The 15,607-nt window shown below is 30.7% G+C and carries 13 protein-coding genes; 9 read left to right on the plus strand and 4 right to left on the minus strand.

Annotated features, from left to right (window positions below):
- Window position 1 precedes the first annotated feature (1 nt).
- Genes D2A34_RS10785 through D2A34_RS10805 form a run of 5 tightly spaced genes read left to right on the plus strand, consistent with a single transcriptional unit; the run spans window position 2 to window position 3,726 of the window.
- The gene (locus tag D2A34_RS10785; RefSeq protein ID WP_079441466.1) at window positions 2–565 is read left to right on the plus strand and encodes an RnfABCDGE type electron transport complex subunit G; all 564 of its coding nucleotides are present in this window, start codon (window positions 2–4) and stop codon (window positions 563–565) included.
- 1 nt (window position 566) lies between these two features.
- Entirely contained in the window at window positions 567–1,190 is a 624-nt protein-coding gene (rsxE, locus tag D2A34_RS10790) for an electron transport complex subunit RsxE (protein ID WP_079441467.1), read from the plus strand.
- Window positions 1,190–1,765 (plus strand): electron transport complex protein RnfA, encoded by a 576-nt coding sequence (locus D2A34_RS10795; protein ID WP_079441468.1) that lies wholly within the window; start codon window positions 1,190–1,192, stop codon window positions 1,763–1,765. Before rsxE ends, D2A34_RS10795 begins: the two co-directional genes overlap by 1 nt.
- Before the next feature lie 18 nt (window positions 1,766–1,783).
- On the plus strand, window positions 1,784–2,632 hold the full coding sequence (rnfB, locus tag D2A34_RS10800) for an RnfABCDGE type electron transport complex subunit B (RefSeq protein WP_079441469.1): 849 nt from the start codon (window positions 1,784–1,786) through the stop codon (window positions 2,630–2,632).
- Between the two features lie 14 nt (window positions 2,633–2,646).
- Window positions 2,647–3,726, plus strand: a complete 1,080-nt coding sequence (locus D2A34_RS10805) for an FAD:protein FMN transferase (protein WP_119366592.1) — start codon at window positions 2,647–2,649, stop codon at window positions 3,724–3,726.
- Between the two features lie 338 nt (window positions 3,727–4,064).
- Here D2A34_RS10805 and D2A34_RS10810 read toward each other — a convergent pair whose 3' ends face one another.
- Complete coding sequence (locus D2A34_RS10810) at window positions 4,065–4,601, minus strand: Gx transporter family protein (protein WP_079441470.1); 537 nt, start codon at window positions 4,599–4,601, stop codon at window positions 4,065–4,067.
- Between the two features lies 1 nt (window position 4,602).
- Window positions 4,603–4,983: a NusG domain II-containing protein gene (locus tag D2A34_RS10815; protein ID WP_079441471.1), complete on the minus strand. Its 381-nt coding sequence runs from the start codon at window positions 4,981–4,983 to the stop codon at window positions 4,603–4,605.
- A 414-nt stretch (window positions 4,984–5,397) separates the two neighbouring features.
- On the opposite strand from D2A34_RS10815, the gene D2A34_RS10820 reads away from it, so the two are divergent.
- Entirely contained in the window at window positions 5,398–8,364 is a 2,967-nt protein-coding gene (locus tag D2A34_RS10820; RefSeq protein ID WP_079441472.1) for a bifunctional diguanylate cyclase/phosphodiesterase, read from the plus strand.
- A 336-nt stretch (window positions 8,365–8,700) separates the two neighbouring features.
- Window positions 8,701–9,150, plus strand: a complete 450-nt coding sequence (gene msrB / locus D2A34_RS10825) for a peptide-methionine (R)-S-oxide reductase MsrB (RefSeq protein WP_119366593.1) — start codon at window positions 8,701–8,703, stop codon at window positions 9,148–9,150.
- Between the two features lie 79 nt (window positions 9,151–9,229).
- Here the strand turns inward: msrB and glgX are convergent, their stop codons facing one another.
- Together glgX and D2A34_RS10835 are read right to left on the minus strand one after the other, a co-directional pair.
- Window positions 9,230–11,410 (minus strand): glycogen debranching protein GlgX, encoded by a 2,181-nt coding sequence (gene glgX, locus D2A34_RS10830; RefSeq protein ID WP_119366594.1) that lies wholly within the window; start codon window positions 11,408–11,410, stop codon window positions 9,230–9,232.
- A gap of 229 nt (window positions 11,411–11,639) precedes the next feature.
- Window positions 11,640–12,605, minus strand: coding sequence for a YbgA family protein (locus D2A34_RS10835; RefSeq protein ID WP_119366595.1), 966 nt, complete (start codon window positions 12,603–12,605; stop codon window positions 11,640–11,642).
- Window positions 12,606–12,810: 205 nt separating this feature from the next.
- On the opposite strand from D2A34_RS10835, the gene D2A34_RS10840 reads away from it, so the two are divergent.
- Both D2A34_RS10840 and D2A34_RS10845 read left to right on the plus strand, forming a co-directional pair.
- Window positions 12,811–13,914 (plus strand): CobW family GTP-binding protein, encoded by a 1,104-nt coding sequence (locus D2A34_RS10840; protein WP_119366596.1) that lies wholly within the window; start codon window positions 12,811–12,813, stop codon window positions 13,912–13,914.
- 92 nt (window positions 13,915–14,006) lie between these two features.
- Entirely contained in the window at window positions 14,007–14,945 is a 939-nt protein-coding gene (locus tag D2A34_RS10845; protein ID WP_079441477.1) for a TIGR03943 family putative permease subunit, read from the plus strand.
- Window positions 14,946–15,607 lie beyond the last annotated feature (662 nt).

Here is a 15,607-nt window from a genome sequence, read left to right on the forward strand (position 1 = left end):
AATGGAAAATGCACATATAAAGAAGGAATACTCTATCTTTCAGATAGCGGTAAATTTAATAATAACTTGCTTAGCTTCTGGATTAATAATAGGACTAGTATATTATGTCACAGCTCCAATTGCTGCTGAAAAAAGAGAAGTTGCTAAACAAGAATCAATGAGAGCATTGGTTAGTGATGCCGATAATTTTAAGGCAGTACCAGATAAGGCGGATTGGTTTACAGCTGAAAAGGGTGGTAAAGTGATTGCTTATGTGGTTCCAGGTGAAAGTAGAGGGTATGGTGGAGAAATTAAAATGCTTGTAGCCGTTACTCAAGCTGGAGAGGTAATTGATTATAAGATATTAGCTCATAACGAGACACCTGGTCTTGGAGATAATGCATCAAAGGAACCTTTTAGAAGTCAGTTTAAAGGAAAAAAGGAAGCTAATTTGACTGTAACCAAAGACGCTTCTGATAAAGATGATATACAAGCCATGACGGGAGCTACTATTTCATCTAAAGCTGTAACACTAGCTGTTAAAAATGCTGTACATGAAGTGACAGAGTTTGCAGGAGGTAAATAATATGAGAGAAAAATGGAAAATTTTTAGCAAAGGTTTATATGATGAGAATCCGATATTCATGCTATGTTTGAGTCTCTGTCCAGCATTAGCTGTTACATCATCAGTAATTAACGGACTAACAATGGGCCTATGCGTAACATTTGTTATTACAAGTAATAATGTCGTGGTATCACTTACTAGAAAATTTGTAAATCCGAAGGTTAGAGTACCAGTTTACATTACTTTTATTGCAACAATAGTTACAGTTGTGGAACTTTTATTACAGGCAATTTCTCCAGCCTTATATAGTGCGCTGGGGATTTATTTAGACTTAGTAGTTGTATTTGCAATAATACTCGCAAGAGCAGAGGTATTTGCATCTAAGAATAAAGTTTTTCCATCTTTTTTAGATGGATTTGGTATGGGATGCGGCTTTACTCTAGCAATGCTATCAATATCTGTAATTAGAGAATTTTTTGGAAATGGATCAATACTTGGTTATAAAATATTAGGACCATGGTATAATGCACCTTTAATTATGATTTTACCGGCTGGCGCATTTATATTAATTGGTTATATGATAGGAGCAATTAAACTTCATAATGCGCACAACGAAGAGAAAAAAGTAGAAGGAAGTGAAGCATAATGGGTGAATATTTAACACTATTTATGGGTGCATTATTAGTAAATAATTTTGTTTTAACAAAGTTCGTAGGATTATGCATATTTTTTGGAGTTTCTAAAAGTTTGAATGCCTCAATAGGAATGGGGATGGCAGTTACATCAGTTATAACTCTCAGTTCAATGCTAGCTTGGGTAGTATATAATTTTGTACTATTACCATTTCATTTAACTTTCTTAACAACAATTGTTTTTGTTATACTCATAGCAAGTTTTGTACAATTATTAGAATTAATTATAAAAAAGCAAGCACCTACGTTATATAGTATGTGGGGAATTTACCTTCTATTAATAGCAACAAACTGTATAGTATTATCAGTTCCACTATTAAGCGTTGAATCAAATTATTCATTTGTTAAAAGTATAATTTTTTCAATAGGATCTGGTATGGGATTTGCATTAGCTTTAATTCTCATGGCAAGTTTAAGAGAAAAATTGGTTTATGCTGATGTGCCAAAGCCTTTAGAGGGAACTGGTATTGCTTTTGTATTAGCGGGTATGCTAGCACTGGCATTCTTGGGCTTTTCAGGAATGATATAAAGGAGATGAATAAAAAGTATGTTTACTATAGTTATGGTTTTATTAGTGCTAGGAGGAATCGGAACAATTTTTGGATTTATTCTTGCATTTGCAAATAAAAAATTTTCAATGGAAGTAAATCCGCTAATTCATGAAGTAGAAGATATTTTACCTAAGGGTCAATGTGGAGCATGTGGTTATGCAGGATGTGCAGCATATGCTGAAGCAGTAGTATCTAATAAGGATGTTCCACCAAATTTGTGCGTACCGGGCAAGGATGAAGTCGCAAAAGCTGTTGCAGAGATTACAGGAAAAGTGGCTGAAAAAGTTGAACCAAGAATAGCACACATTAAATGCAAGGGATCAAGTGATAAAGCAGTTCAAAGTTATAGATATAAAGGGATAAAGGATTGCAAAGCTGCAAATTTACTTCAAGGTGGTCCTAAAGGATGTAAGCATGGATGCATTGGATTCGGTACATGTGTAAATAGCTGCCCTTTTGGAGCTTTAAAGTTGAGTGATGAAGGTCTTCCAGTAGTCGATGCAAAAAAGTGTACTGGTTGTGGAACATGTGAAACAGCGTGCCCTAAAAATGTAATTGAAATGGTATCAGTAGATTCGCCAATAGAGGTTAGTTGTAATTCTAAAGATAAAGGAGCCATTGCAAGGAAAGTTTGTAGTACTGCCTGTATAGGGTGTGGTATTTGTGCAAAGAATTGCAGCCATAAGGCTATTGAGGTTAAAAATAATCTAGCAGTAGTAGATACAAAGATTTGTATTGAAAAATGTAATGAAGCTACCTGTATTATAAAATGTCCAACAGGCGCAATTCAATTTGCTAGAGGATTAAGCGTTAAAAATTCGAGTAATATAAAAGTTACAATTTAGGATAGGAGCAGCCTATGAAGAAGAAGATATGCACATTTAGGAAAAAGAATATATTTAAATTTACATTAATACTTTGCATTTTAAGTGTTCTAAATCTTATATCATGTACAAATATTAGAAATAAATATTTTGAAAAAAGCAGTATTGTAATGGATACTGCAGTTACACTAAGTGCAAGTGGTGATAAATCAAAGGAAGCAGTTGAAGAAAGTTTTAAAAGATTGAAAGAAATAGAAGAAATGGCAAGTACAACTATAGAAACAAGTGATATTTACAAAATAAATAGTGCATCAGGAAAGGATTATGTACAGGTTCATCCTGAAATAATGAAAATGATACAGACATCAATAAAATACTCTAAGCTAAGCAATGGTGCATTTGATATCACTTTAGGTCCATTAATAAATTTATGGGGTATAGGCACTGATAATGAAAAGTTACCTAAAGTTGAAGAAATAAAGGATAAATTACCCCTAGTTGGGTATGATAAAATAGATGTAAACGAGGCTGAAGGCAGCATAATGCTTAAGGAAAAAGGAATGGCCGTAGACTTAGGTGGAGTTGCCAAAGGGTTCGCAGCTGATGAAGTTTTAAAGATATATAAGAAATATGATATTAATAATGGTCTTATAAATCTAGGTTCAAGCTCTATCTATGCATTTGGAAAAAATAAAGATAATAATAAATGGTCTGTTGGAATTAAAAATCCTAGAAGTAATGATTCTAATGAGTATATGGGAGTAATAAAGTTATCTAATGAATCATTATCAACATCAGGAGACTATGAAAGGTATTTTATTAAAGATAATAAAAGATATCATCATATTTTGAATCCTAATACTGGTTATCCAGTAGACAATGGTGCAATCAGCGATACAATAGTAATAAATGGTGATGTTGAAGATAATGGTATGTTAGCGGATATCCTTACGACAACAGTATTTGCGTTAGGTCCAGAAAAAGGAATAGAGTTAATAAATAGCATAACAGGAGTTTCATGCGAAATTACTACTTCTGATTATAAAGTTTATACTTCCGATGGATTTAAAGATAGGATTGAGAATTTAAAAGGTGATTTCAAATTTGTAAATTGAGATTACAGATATCCAAACTAAAACTAGTCTTATGTGTAACTTACCGAAATAAGTAACATATTGTGTTTTGGTTTCTAGAAAAGTGATACACTCAAAGCTAACAAGTATGAATAGTTATTCTTATTTTAAGTCAAATATATAATTTAGATATATATAGATAAACAATTTGAAAATGAACTGTTAAAAGTGCTAAATTGTAGGTTGTTCCACTAATGCTTGTCACAGTGAAATTGTGAGCAAGCGTTAGTGATGCAACCTGCAATTTAGCACTTTCTGCGAAATTATTATGCCCTGTGGGTGCAACAATGTGTCTACTTTCGATGGTTTATCTCATAAGTTCAAGTTACATGCCGATTATCTATATCATCGAAATAACGTAGCCTAGAAATATGCCTAACTATAAAATTTGAAGTTAGTCCAATAAAAATACCAGTACCAATACCTGCTATAGATAATATAGGTAAGTAAAGCATTACCCATATATTTTGAACTATAATGGAGCCTATTATTAATTGTCCTAAATTATGAAAGAAGGCCCCAGAAGCACTGACTCCTATTATACTTATTTTATCCTTACCGACTGTCTTAACAAGTATCATAGCATAATAACTAAGAATTGCACCGGCAGCACCATACATGAGGGTAGAAAGGTTCCCAGTAAATATAGTCGATAATAAAAGCCGTAATATAATAATTAGGAATACATCCCGCTTATTTTCTAGTATATATAGCGCTATAACGGTAATAAGATTTGTTAAACCAAGTTTTGCGCCAGGTGCAATAAAAGGTACTGGAATCATGCTTTCTATAGTATAGAGTGCTAGAGCTTGAGATACAAAAATGCCAATAAGAACTATGCGAAATGTTTTATTCATTTTAGCACCTCAAACTATCGGAAACAACATCAGTACTTTTTATTTCAATCATAAGTTTATGTGGAAGGCAAACGATAATCTGACCAGGTTCAGATATAAAGTCAGAATGCATACAAATTTTATCTTTGCAATCAGCATCTACTATTTTAATAGATTTATCTTTGATTTCGACAGTATTATGACCGTATGGAGTTTTGATGTCTATTTGTTCATCGCCTCTATGTTCTGATAGAGCTATTGTTTTAGATATTTTTCCATCGACAGTTATTTCAGCACAAATTCCATTATAATGTCTATTAATCACTACTCCAAAAACAATTTCAGGAATAAAGGATAAACATACTAAAAAAATTATTGTTATAATATCCCATTTTTTAAACATACTAGTTCCTTCTTTAACCTTAAATTTTATATGTAAAATATTTCAAGTGTATTTATGGATAATATTGTATAATACTATTCGGATTAAAACAATAGTCAAATGCTATAAAATCACTTTATTTTTATATTTATATAGTTTTTTATGGTTATTTCTTATCATTGTACTGATATTTGCATTTTTACTAGTTCTAGTATCAAAATAAAAGTAAAATTTATGAACTCGTGTGCATGTATAAAGTTATATTTATATGATCGCACTTTTAGATTCCATATACGTGTAGCGTTATATATAAGGAGGATTAAAAACATTGAAAGGTTGTGTAATGGATGATAAAATTAGAATTAATGGCCTCAAATTTTGTATATTAACATTTCTTTGTATAGTATTCCAATCGAGTGGTTAGGGGGGATAGATTTGAAACTTACTTTTAAAATGAAATTATTTTTATACTTTTTAGCAATAATATTAATTACTTCCATTCCAATAGCACTAATATCTTATAAGTACATATATAGTTCCTTAAAGGACGAGTTGTCTAAAAATACTTTAGCTCAGATGAGGCAAATAGATAATAATTTATCAAATATGATTAAATCAATAAAAGAAAATGCTAAAGTTTTAGCCTCTACAGAGGATATGAAAAAAGCTGACCAATCAATATCAGCTCTGTTTAATATACCTGATATTGAAATACATAAAAAATATTCTAAGCAAATTCCGGGGATTGAAAGCACTTTATATAGTTATTTTGAGAATTATGGAATGAATCATTCGGAAACTACATACGCGTATATTGGGACTAAATGGGGTGGATATATTCAGTGGCCAGATGGTTTAGGGACAAGTACATTTGACCCGAGGCTAAGACCGTGGTATTCTTTAGCTTTAAATAATCCAGATGAGGTAAAGTTATCAGAACCATATATTTCTGCAATTGATACTAGTCACAATGTAATTGTAAGTGCATCTACAACAGTAAGAAGTGCATCAGGGGATATATTAGGGGTAGTGGGGATCGATGTAAGCCTTGACAAATTATCACAGATGATAAAGGATATTAAGGTTGGAGATACAGGGTATATATTTCTTTATTTAAAGGATGGTACAATGCTCGCACACCCGGATTCTAATTTGAATTTTAAGAATATTTTACAGTTAAATCAATTAGGATATGAGGTTACAAAAGAGGATGCAACATCAAATTATTCTTTTGACAACTATAAAAAATTTATTGATGTAGAAAGTGGTAATTTTGAAACTGTTATTAATGGAGTTCCTGTTATAGTTAATGTATATACATCTCCAGATACGGGATGGAAGATGGCATCAGTTAATAGAAAAAGTGAGCTTTTAGATAGAGCTAATAATGTTGCTTATATTATTGCATTGATAAGTTTCTTCGCATTAATATTCATTATTATTCTAACCTTTATTGTAACGGAGAAATTAACTAAGCCAATTAAAGAGTTAAAACCTTTAATGCAAGCAGCTGGTAATGGTGATCTTTCTGTTAAAGCAAATATACATACTAACGATGAATTTGGTGAACTAGGAAGTTCTTTTAATTTAATGATTACTAAATTGAGTTCAAGTTATGAAGAATTGTCATCTGTATACGAAGAACTTTTGGCAACAGAAGAAGAACTTAGAACTCAATATGAAGAGCTGCAGAGCAGTGAAGAAGCTTTAAAAAGTAGTGAAGAAAGGTATAAGCTTGCTTTAGAATGTGCTAATGATTCAATCTGGCAATGGGATATTGAGACAGGAGAATTTTTTGCTTCTGATAAATTAGTGGACATTATTGGGTATAACCTAAGTAAAATCCGCAATTTACGCGAAATAGCTAGGGAGTTAATTCATCCAGATGATATTGAAAGAGCTATAGAAGAATTCCATAGTCACATTAAGGATCCAAATAAAGTATATAATTCAGAATATAGGGTGAAAACAAGTGATGGGAATTATGTATGGATTCTATCTAGTGGTAAGGCTATAAGTAATAACGAAGGTAAGATTATAAAGGTTGCGGGTTCTATTAGAGATATTTCAAATAGAAAGGAATCAGAAGATAAAATAAAATTTATGGCTTTCTATGATTCCTTGACCGAGCTTCCAAATAGAACTTTATTTCTAAATAAGTTGAATGAACAATTAGAATTGTCAAAGGATGAAAATGGACAAGGAGCAGTATTCTTCATAGATTTAGATAATTTTAAAAATATAAATGATACAATAGGTCATGATTATGGAGATAAGCTTCTTATATACTTAGCAAAACAATTTAAGAGTCTAGGGATAGGAGAAGAAGATATTATTTGTAGGCTGGGTGGAGATGAATTTATTCTTTTGAAATCGTCTATTGAAGAATCAGAAGTTAAATCATATGCGAAAAAAATACTATCTTTATTTAAAGAAAGTTTTAATATTGATAATAAGCAAATGTATATTACTGCAAGCATTGGTATAGCATTGTATCCAAAAGATGGATCAGATACAAATACTATTTTAAGAAATGCAGATTCGGCAATGTATAAAGCGAAAGACTTGGGGAAGAATCGATATGCTTTATATGATCCAGAAATGTACTTGAAGCTTGAAAGAAAAACAACTATTGAAAGAATATTAAGATCATCAATTGAGAATAATGAGTTAAGTATTAATTATCAACCACAGTATGACACGCAAAGTAACGAGATATTTGGGTTTGAGGCTTTAATAAGATTAAATAGTAAGGAATTAGGTTTTATATCTCCTTTAGAGTTTATTCCAATAGCCGAAGAATGTGGTTTTATAACTCAATTAGGACAATGGATTCTAAATGAATCTTGCAAACAAAGTGTTAAATGGCTTAATTCAGGATATAACTTTAAAAGTATAAGTATTAATATCTCTTCAGTTGATTTACAGCAGCCATTTTTCTTAGAGAATGTTAAAGAAATAGTAGAGAGTACGGGAATTAATCCAAGTCTTGTGGAGCTTGAAATTACAGAAACAGTGCTTATGGAATCACTTGATACTAGTATAAATATACTAAGAAAATTGATGGAGATGGGTATTAGAATTGCACTTGATGACTTCGGTACCGGGTATTCTTCATTAAGTTATCTAAGGAAAATGCCAATAAATACATTGAAAATTGATAAATCATTTATTGATAATATTACTTCAAGTAGAAAAGAAGAATCTATTATGAAGAATATTATTCAAATGGCTCATAGCTTAGACCTTAAAGTTGTAGCAGAAGGTGTAGAAACGAAAGAGCAGCTTTTAATTCTTAAAGAGAGGAAATGCGATTATATCCAAGGATATTACTTTAGTAAGCCACTTCCAGAGAATGAAATTGAAAAACTGCTTGAAAAAAGTAGAAATATTAATTTATAAGAGAGTTTATTTGTATAGGAGGTGAAAAAATAACTAAATTAATACTGTGTTTAAAACCGAAGTGATCAGTTACATAATCCTAAGCAAGTAACTGGTCTTTTTGTTTCAAAGGAGTTTTGAATTTAGTAAATGACGAATTCTTATACAGAGCTAGGATATGTTAAATATTTATAACTTATATAAATATTTTTAAATGGGTAGAATTACTAGAGAAGTGATAAAATATTATTAGTGAAATATTTAAAACAAAGCAGGGAAGAGCAAGATATAAGATTTTTATTCAAAGGAGATTAAAATTTAGTTTTGAGTTTGAATTTTTATAAGGGAGTGAATGCTATGACTAAAAGATATATGAAAAAATCTAAAGAAGAACTTAAAGAAGCGTTAACGGAGGTTCAATATAAAGTTACACAAGAAAATGCAACGGAATCACCTTTTCATAATGAATTTAATAATTTTTATGAAAAAGGAATTTATATAGATATTACAACTGGAGAACCTTTATTTTTATCTTCGGATAAATTCAATTCGGGCTGTGGTTGGCCTGCTTTTTCTAAACCAATTGATAGGTCATTAATTAAAGAGAAAATGGATACAAATCATGGTATGGTAAGAACAGAAGTAAGAAGTAAGACAGGTGATGCACATTTAGGACACGTATTTACTGATGGGCCAGAAGAAATGGGTGGTTTAAGGTATTGTATTAACTCAGCGTCACTTAAATTTATTTCAATGGATAAAATGAAGGATGAAGGATATGAAGAGTATTTGGATTTGTTGAAATAAACAATTTAAGGTGGATGTCAGTTTTGGGTTATTAAGAATCATATTTAAATGACATCCACTAAACTAAAGAAATTAAAAATTATACTTTAAGTGTACCAATTAAAATTACCACAGATCTTGAATCGAGTTCAATGTTATTGCCTACTCTAAGCATTTCATTTACTGAATGTATAAAGTCTTCTCCAGAGGGCATAGCAGTATTTACCGCAATTCTCCACTCTAAATTTATAGGTAAATCAGGTAACCTCATAGTTATCTTTTTCCAGTATGAATTTATAGCAATATATATAATGTCATCGGCGGTTGTAGCTTTATTCCATCCTGCAAACATTACTCCAACAACTCTCGTTTCATTTGAGGAATCTAAATACCAAGGTTCAGTACCATGTTTACTAACATGAGGTAAGCCACATTTAGCGGTTTCGATTCTACTTCGAAGTACAGGATGGGATTTTCGAAAATTTATCATATTCTTAAAGAACGTAAATAGTTCTATATTCTTATCTAATAAGCTCCAATTAAGCCATGAAATTTCATTGTCTTGGCAATATGGGTTGTTATTTCCAAACTGTGTATTTCCAAATTCATCTCCTGCTAAAAGCATTGGAGTGCCTTGGCTTGCTAAGAGAACAGCACATGCATTTTTTATTAATTTCTTCCTTAGATTTAATACATTTTCGTCAGCAGTCTCGCCTTCAGCTCCACAGTTCCAGCTGCTATTATTATTTTCTCCATCAGTATTGTTCCATCCATTTTCTTCATTATGTTTATGGTTATAGGAATATAAGTCATATAAGGTGAATCCATCATGACAGGTGATAAAATTTACAGAAGCATTTGTACCTCTGCTATTAGGATCGTATAAATCATGAGAACCAGAAATTCTTTCAGTAACGGAACCAGCAAGCCCAGAATCACCTTTTAAAAATCTACGAATATCGTCCCTGTATTTCCCGTTCCATTCTGACCATCTTTTCCAAGAAGGAAAACTTCCAACTTGATATAATCCTCCTGCATCCCAAGCCTCAGCTATTAATTTCGTCTTTGCAAGAATTGGATCAAAGGCTAGGTTTTGCAATAAAGGAGGATTATTCATTGGGGAACCATCTTCATTACGACCAAGGATCGAAGCTAAGTCGAATCTAAAACCATCTATTCGATATTCAGTAACCCAATAACGTAGGCAGTCTAATATAAGCCTTTGCACAACAGGATGATTACAATTTAGGGTATTTCCACAGCCACTAAAGTTATAATATTTGCCTTCAGGAGTAAGCATATAGTACAGATTATTATCAAATCCTTTGAAAGAGATATACGGTCCATTTTCATCTCCTTCAGCTGTATGATTAAATACAACATCAAGAATTACTTCTATTCGATTTTCATGGAATTTTTTTATTAATGATTTCAGTTCTTCTCCCTCTCTATTATTTTCAGATTTAGAAGTATAGCTGGCGTTTGGAGCAAAAAAACATACAGGATTATATCCCCAATAATCATATAATCTTTTTCCGTTTATATATCGTGAATTTAACATTTCATCAAATTCAAATATTGGCATAAGCTCAACGGCGTTAACTCCAAGTTCATTTAAATACGGAATTTTTTCTTCTAAGCCAGCAAAAGTACCGGGATAATTTACGTTAGACGATTTATGCTTAGTAAAACCACGAACATGCAATTCATAAATAATAAGATCTTCCATAGGAATTGATAATTGTTTGCTGTTTCCCCAGTCAAAATCGTTTGCAACAACTCTCGATTTATATTGATAACCACATACTGTCTTAGATCCCCACACGCTTTGGCCAGTAATTGCTTTTGAATATGGATCGAGTAAATATTGAGAACTATCAAAAATTAGTCCCTTTTCCGGTGCATAGGGCCCTTCTATACTAAAAGCATATTCAAATTCCTCGATGTTTAATCCCAATACAATCATTGAGTATACATTACCTATCCTATAATTTTTTGGAAATGGTATGATAGCATAAGGATCGCAATTGCCTGGCCTAAATAGCAGCAATTTACATGAAGTCGCATTCTGCGAATGAACAGTAAAACTAACACCTCCTGGAATAACTACTGCACCATTTTCGAGATAGAATCCTGGACGAATTTTAAATCCATCAACTTCATCCATTGGAACTAGATTTTTTTCTATTATTTTTGAAAATTCATCAGAATTTAAGAGTGTTTTCAATGTATCAGCATCCAATTTAGTACTATTTTTCAGCGGAAATTTCGAAGTATCCATTATACATCATCCTTTCTCTTATTTCTCATCTGATTTTAATAACACGTGCGTAATCTTTTACTTGAATCAGTATTAAGAAGGATATATTATCAATATATTTAAATTCTTAAAATTGTTTATTATAATTGAAAAAATTTTAGTGGAACACTAGATAATCAAGGAATATGCTGGAGATGTAAGTAAGGAAAAATAATAAAGACAAACTTTATAAAAGCTGCCTTTATTATTTTCATATTTTAACTTTTTCTGAATCTTCTAATATAATTAAATCTTCTGGATAGGGATTGAAATAAGTTTGCTCTAAAAGATAATCAATATTAAATCTTACTATATATGATTTTACAAGAAGCAGTGGTGTACTTATTGTGAGCCTTCCAATCCTGTATTTTTCAAAAGAATCAAGTAGTAGGTCTATTTCTTTTTTAGTTATATCTTTAGAAAAGTGACCCATAGCATGCATCAAAACATTTATATTATTTGTATGCCTAGGAAGTTTCTCGAATACAAGGTTCAAGTTTTTTTCATATTCATTTAAAATATCTTTAATGATTAATCCTTCTTTATTAGTTATAATCCTGCCAAGAATCTTTGTATATTTTTGGCTATTTGCCATGAGTAGAAATTTATTTTTAGTATGAAAATGTATTAATTCATTTAGAGAGTTAGATGCTTTTACTTTTCTAAAATCTGCATTCATAAAAATCCTCGCGAGAAAATTATCACGGATTCTATAGTTATGTAATCTTCCCTCATCTTCTGTGGGGGTATAGGGAAATATTTCTTTGATTTTATTGCCAAACAATCCTGATCCCCTAGTACTGCCTGTAACTTTAGAGGTTCCATTATATACTTTAACATTTTTATGGCCACAGGAAGGGGAACCGCCTTTTAAAAGAAATCCATCAATATCCTTTAGAGAGTTTAAATATGAGTCTGCAAATTCACTCATTTCTTTAGTAAAATCTTTTTCTGTCTTTGGTTGATATAGTCTCAAGTCATCATTTAATAATGCAACTCTAAGGGTATCTCTTGGAACTTTAAGTCCTAATGACATTTCTGGACAAATGTTAATAATGTTTACATATGGTTTTAAATGTTCAACAAATTCATCTGTTATCATTTGACCATTATATCGACAACTATCGAATCCCAAGCATCTGCTAAAAAAAACATTCGGTTTAGTGAAATTACACATGTAAAACACTCCTTTACTTAACTTATTTATAATATTATCATATACCTAAAAAGAAATTCATTATTGATTTATAAAAAGTTATTATATATCATTTATTGACAGCGTTTTGTTTTGGAGTTAGGATTAAAATTAAATATATAATTGGTTTTTAAGTTATAATTTCCAGGTGTACTAATTAATTATTATTTATAGAAAGGATTTTTTTATGACTAAAGTAGATATAATATCAGGTTTTCTAGGAGCAGGAAAGACTACGTTAATTAAAAAATTAATAGAAGAAAAGGCTTTTGGAAATGAGAAAATTATGATAATTGAAAATGAATTTGGCGAAATAGGAATTGATGGAGGTTTTTTAAATAACTCAGGAATTGAAATTACTGAAATGAATTCAGGATGTATTTGCTGTTCTTTAGTTGGTGATTTTGGAATTGCCCTAAAAGAAGCATTAAATAAATATTCACCAGACCGTATAATAATTGAACCATCAGGAGTAGGTAAATTATCTGATGTAATTAAAGCAGTAGAAGATATAAAAGATGATGCAAATATCAAGCTAAATAGTTTTACAGCAGTAGTTGATGCAATTAAATGCAAAATGTATATGACAAACTTTGGAGAGTTCTTTAATAATCAAATTGAAAATGCAAACACAATTATATTAAGTCGAACTCAAAAACTTTCAGAGGAAAAACTGGAGGTATGTATAAATGAAATCAGAGAACATAACGATAGTGCAACTATAATAACTACAAATTGGAATGAAATAAAGGCTGAACAAATTATTTCTGCAATGGAAAGAGAAAATTCTCTTGAGAAAGAGCTGTTAAATATAACCGCGGAATATAGTGAACATAAACACCATCACCATGATGGATGCACTTGCAATGAGCATAATAAAAGTGATCATCAGCACGATGAAAATTGTAGTTGCAAACATCATAATCATGAAGAACATAGCAAGGAGGAATGCAACTGCGGGAATCATCATCATCACGGCAATGAATGCGATTGTGGACATGAGCATCATCATGCAGATGAAGTATTTACAAGTTGGGGAATGGAGACTCCAAAAAAGTTTTCAAAAGATGAGATAACAAATATATTAAAATCGTTAGCAGATTCTTCGGATTATGGTGTTATATTACGTGCAAAAGGTATAATTCCATGCGTAGAAGGTGGATGGATTAACTTCGATTTGGTTCCGGGAGAATATGAAGTGCGTGAAGGATTGCCAGATTATACAGGAAGAATATGTGTTATAGGAACAAATCTAAATAAAGATGAAATAGGAGAGTTATTTCACATATAGATAGAAATTGAAAGTAATAATAAGCATCATTGGGGAATTAAATACCTATTTGCATGGTGCTTAAGAGAATTAGAAGAAAGAAGGAATGATTGATGACAGATATCCCAGTTTTTCTGATCACTGGTTTTTTAGAAGGTGGTAAGACTACTTTTGTTAAAGAAATATTTAATGATCCAGAATTTATTGAAGGAGAAAGGATTACTTTAATTGTTTGCGAAAGTGGAATAGAGGAATATGAAAAAGAATTTATAAATAGAAATCATGTTAAGTTAGTGAGTATAAGCGACAAAGAAGAATTGACATATTCATTATTAGATAAAATTAATAAGGAAAATAAGCCGACTAAAGTTTTAATAGAATATAATGGAATGTGGGAATTTGATATCATTGAAAAATTAGGATTGCCGAAGGGTTGGGAGATTGCTCAAATTATAACACCTATAGATGCATCTACTTTTGATAGTTATATGAATAATATGAAATCTCTATTAATAGAGCAATTCAAGAATTCTAATCTAATTGTTTTTAATAGATGCAATGAAGTGACAGATAAATTGAAATTTAGAAATGGCGTAAAAGCAATTAATGCACATGTAAGTATAATTTTTGAATTAGAAAATGGCGAGATTGATGATAGACCATTAGAACTACCTTTTGATATTAATGCTGATGTCATTGAGTTTGAAGATTATGATTTTGGTGTATGGTATTTAGATGCGACAGAATTTCCAGAGAAATATGAAGGCAAAAAGATAAAAACAAGAGGAGTTGCTTATATAAATCCTAAGTACCCTAAAGGTATTTTTGCGTTTGGAAGAAATGCCATGACATGTTGTGAAGATGATATTACTTTCCTAGGGTTTTTGTGTCAAACTGCACAACCTATTGATTTTGATGGAAAAGAATGGATTGAAATAGAAGGTACACTTCATAGGAAATTTATACAAAATGAACAAAGGGAAATTCCTTATATAAATGTAAGTAATTTTAAAACTATAAATAAACTAGAAGAGGAATTGGTTTATTTCTAAGGAGTAAATTTATGCTGTTTAAAATAAAAATCCTAGTTTTATGGAATAATAATAGTTTATAGAATAAGAATCTAATGATAAATTTTCAATTATAATTTTTATAAAAGTTATTGACAAAAAGGAATAAAAATAATATATTATAACAAAGCAAAGTAATTCTATAAGAATTAACGGATATAGATTGTTGTTATATTTAGTAAATCTGACTGGAAAACTAGAGGATATACTTCTAAACGTAGAAGTATATCCTCTTTCTTTGTATAAGAATATAAAAAATTTATGAGAAGTTTACTTAAATAAATATTAACGACGATACTTTTATCGTCGTTAAAAGTAACAGGGTAATTAATGTAAAGAGGTAAATATTTTATATGGAGGAGTGAAAGTATTGAAATATATCATAAGTGGAATTATATATGGATTAAGAGATAAATTGATTTATTATTTATTTAGTTGAAGAATACTATTAATCTGACTGGAAAACCAGAGGATATATTTTAAAAAGAATATATTCTCTTTTGCTTTTTATAGAAAGAATTTTTTAAGTTCATAAAACATAATTTCTCTAAAATAAATAGTTTTATATTAGATTTCTTAAAGGAGGTGATACCATGCCTAGATACTCAGTAAAAATAATATGCATCCAAGGATGCTAGAAGATT

It is taken from the genome of Clostridium chromiireducens (assembly GCF_003575225.1).
Lineage (GTDB): Bacteria > Bacillota > Clostridia > Clostridiales > Clostridiaceae > Clostridium > Clostridium chromiireducens.

What these genes read in the sequence shown, in the direction of transcription:
- D2A34_RS10785 (WP_079441466.1), top strand. Translation starts at nt 2, where the DNA reads ATGGAAAATGCACATATAAAGAAGGAATACTCTATCTTTCAGATAGCG.
- rsxE (WP_079441467.1), top strand. Translation starts at nt 567, where the DNA reads ATGAGAGAAAAATGGAAAATTTTTAGCAAAGGTTTATATGATGAGAAT.
- D2A34_RS10795 (WP_079441468.1), top strand. Translation starts at nt 1,190, where the DNA reads ATGGGTGAATATTTAACACTATTTATGGGTGCATTATTAGTAAATAAT.
- rnfB (WP_079441469.1), top strand. Translation starts at nt 1,784, where the DNA reads ATGTTTACTATAGTTATGGTTTTATTAGTGCTAGGAGGAATCGGAACA.
- D2A34_RS10805 (WP_119366592.1), top strand. Translation starts at nt 2,647, where the DNA reads ATGAAGAAGAAGATATGCACATTTAGGAAAAAGAATATATTTAAATTT.
- D2A34_RS10810 (WP_079441470.1), bottom strand. Translation starts at nt 4,601, where the DNA reads ATGAATAAAACATTTCGCATAGTTCTTATTGGCATTTTTGTATCTCAA.
- D2A34_RS10815 (WP_079441471.1), bottom strand. Translation starts at nt 4,983, where the DNA reads ATGTTTAAAAAATGGGATATTATAACAATAATTTTTTTAGTATGTTTA.
- msrB (WP_119366593.1), top strand. Translation starts at nt 8,701, where the DNA reads ATGACTAAAAGATATATGAAAAAATCTAAAGAAGAACTTAAAGAAGCG.
- glgX (WP_119366594.1), bottom strand. Translation starts at nt 11,410, where the DNA reads ATGGATACTTCGAAATTTCCGCTGAAAAATAGTACTAAATTGGATGCT.
- D2A34_RS10835 (WP_119366595.1), bottom strand. Translation starts at nt 12,605, where the DNA reads ATGTGTAATTTCACTAAACCGAATGTTTTTTTTAGCAGATGCTTGGGA.
- D2A34_RS10840 (WP_119366596.1), top strand. Translation starts at nt 12,811, where the DNA reads ATGACTAAAGTAGATATAATATCAGGTTTTCTAGGAGCAGGAAAGACT.
- D2A34_RS10845 (WP_079441477.1), top strand. Translation starts at nt 14,007, where the DNA reads ATGACAGATATCCCAGTTTTTCTGATCACTGGTTTTTTAGAAGGTGGT.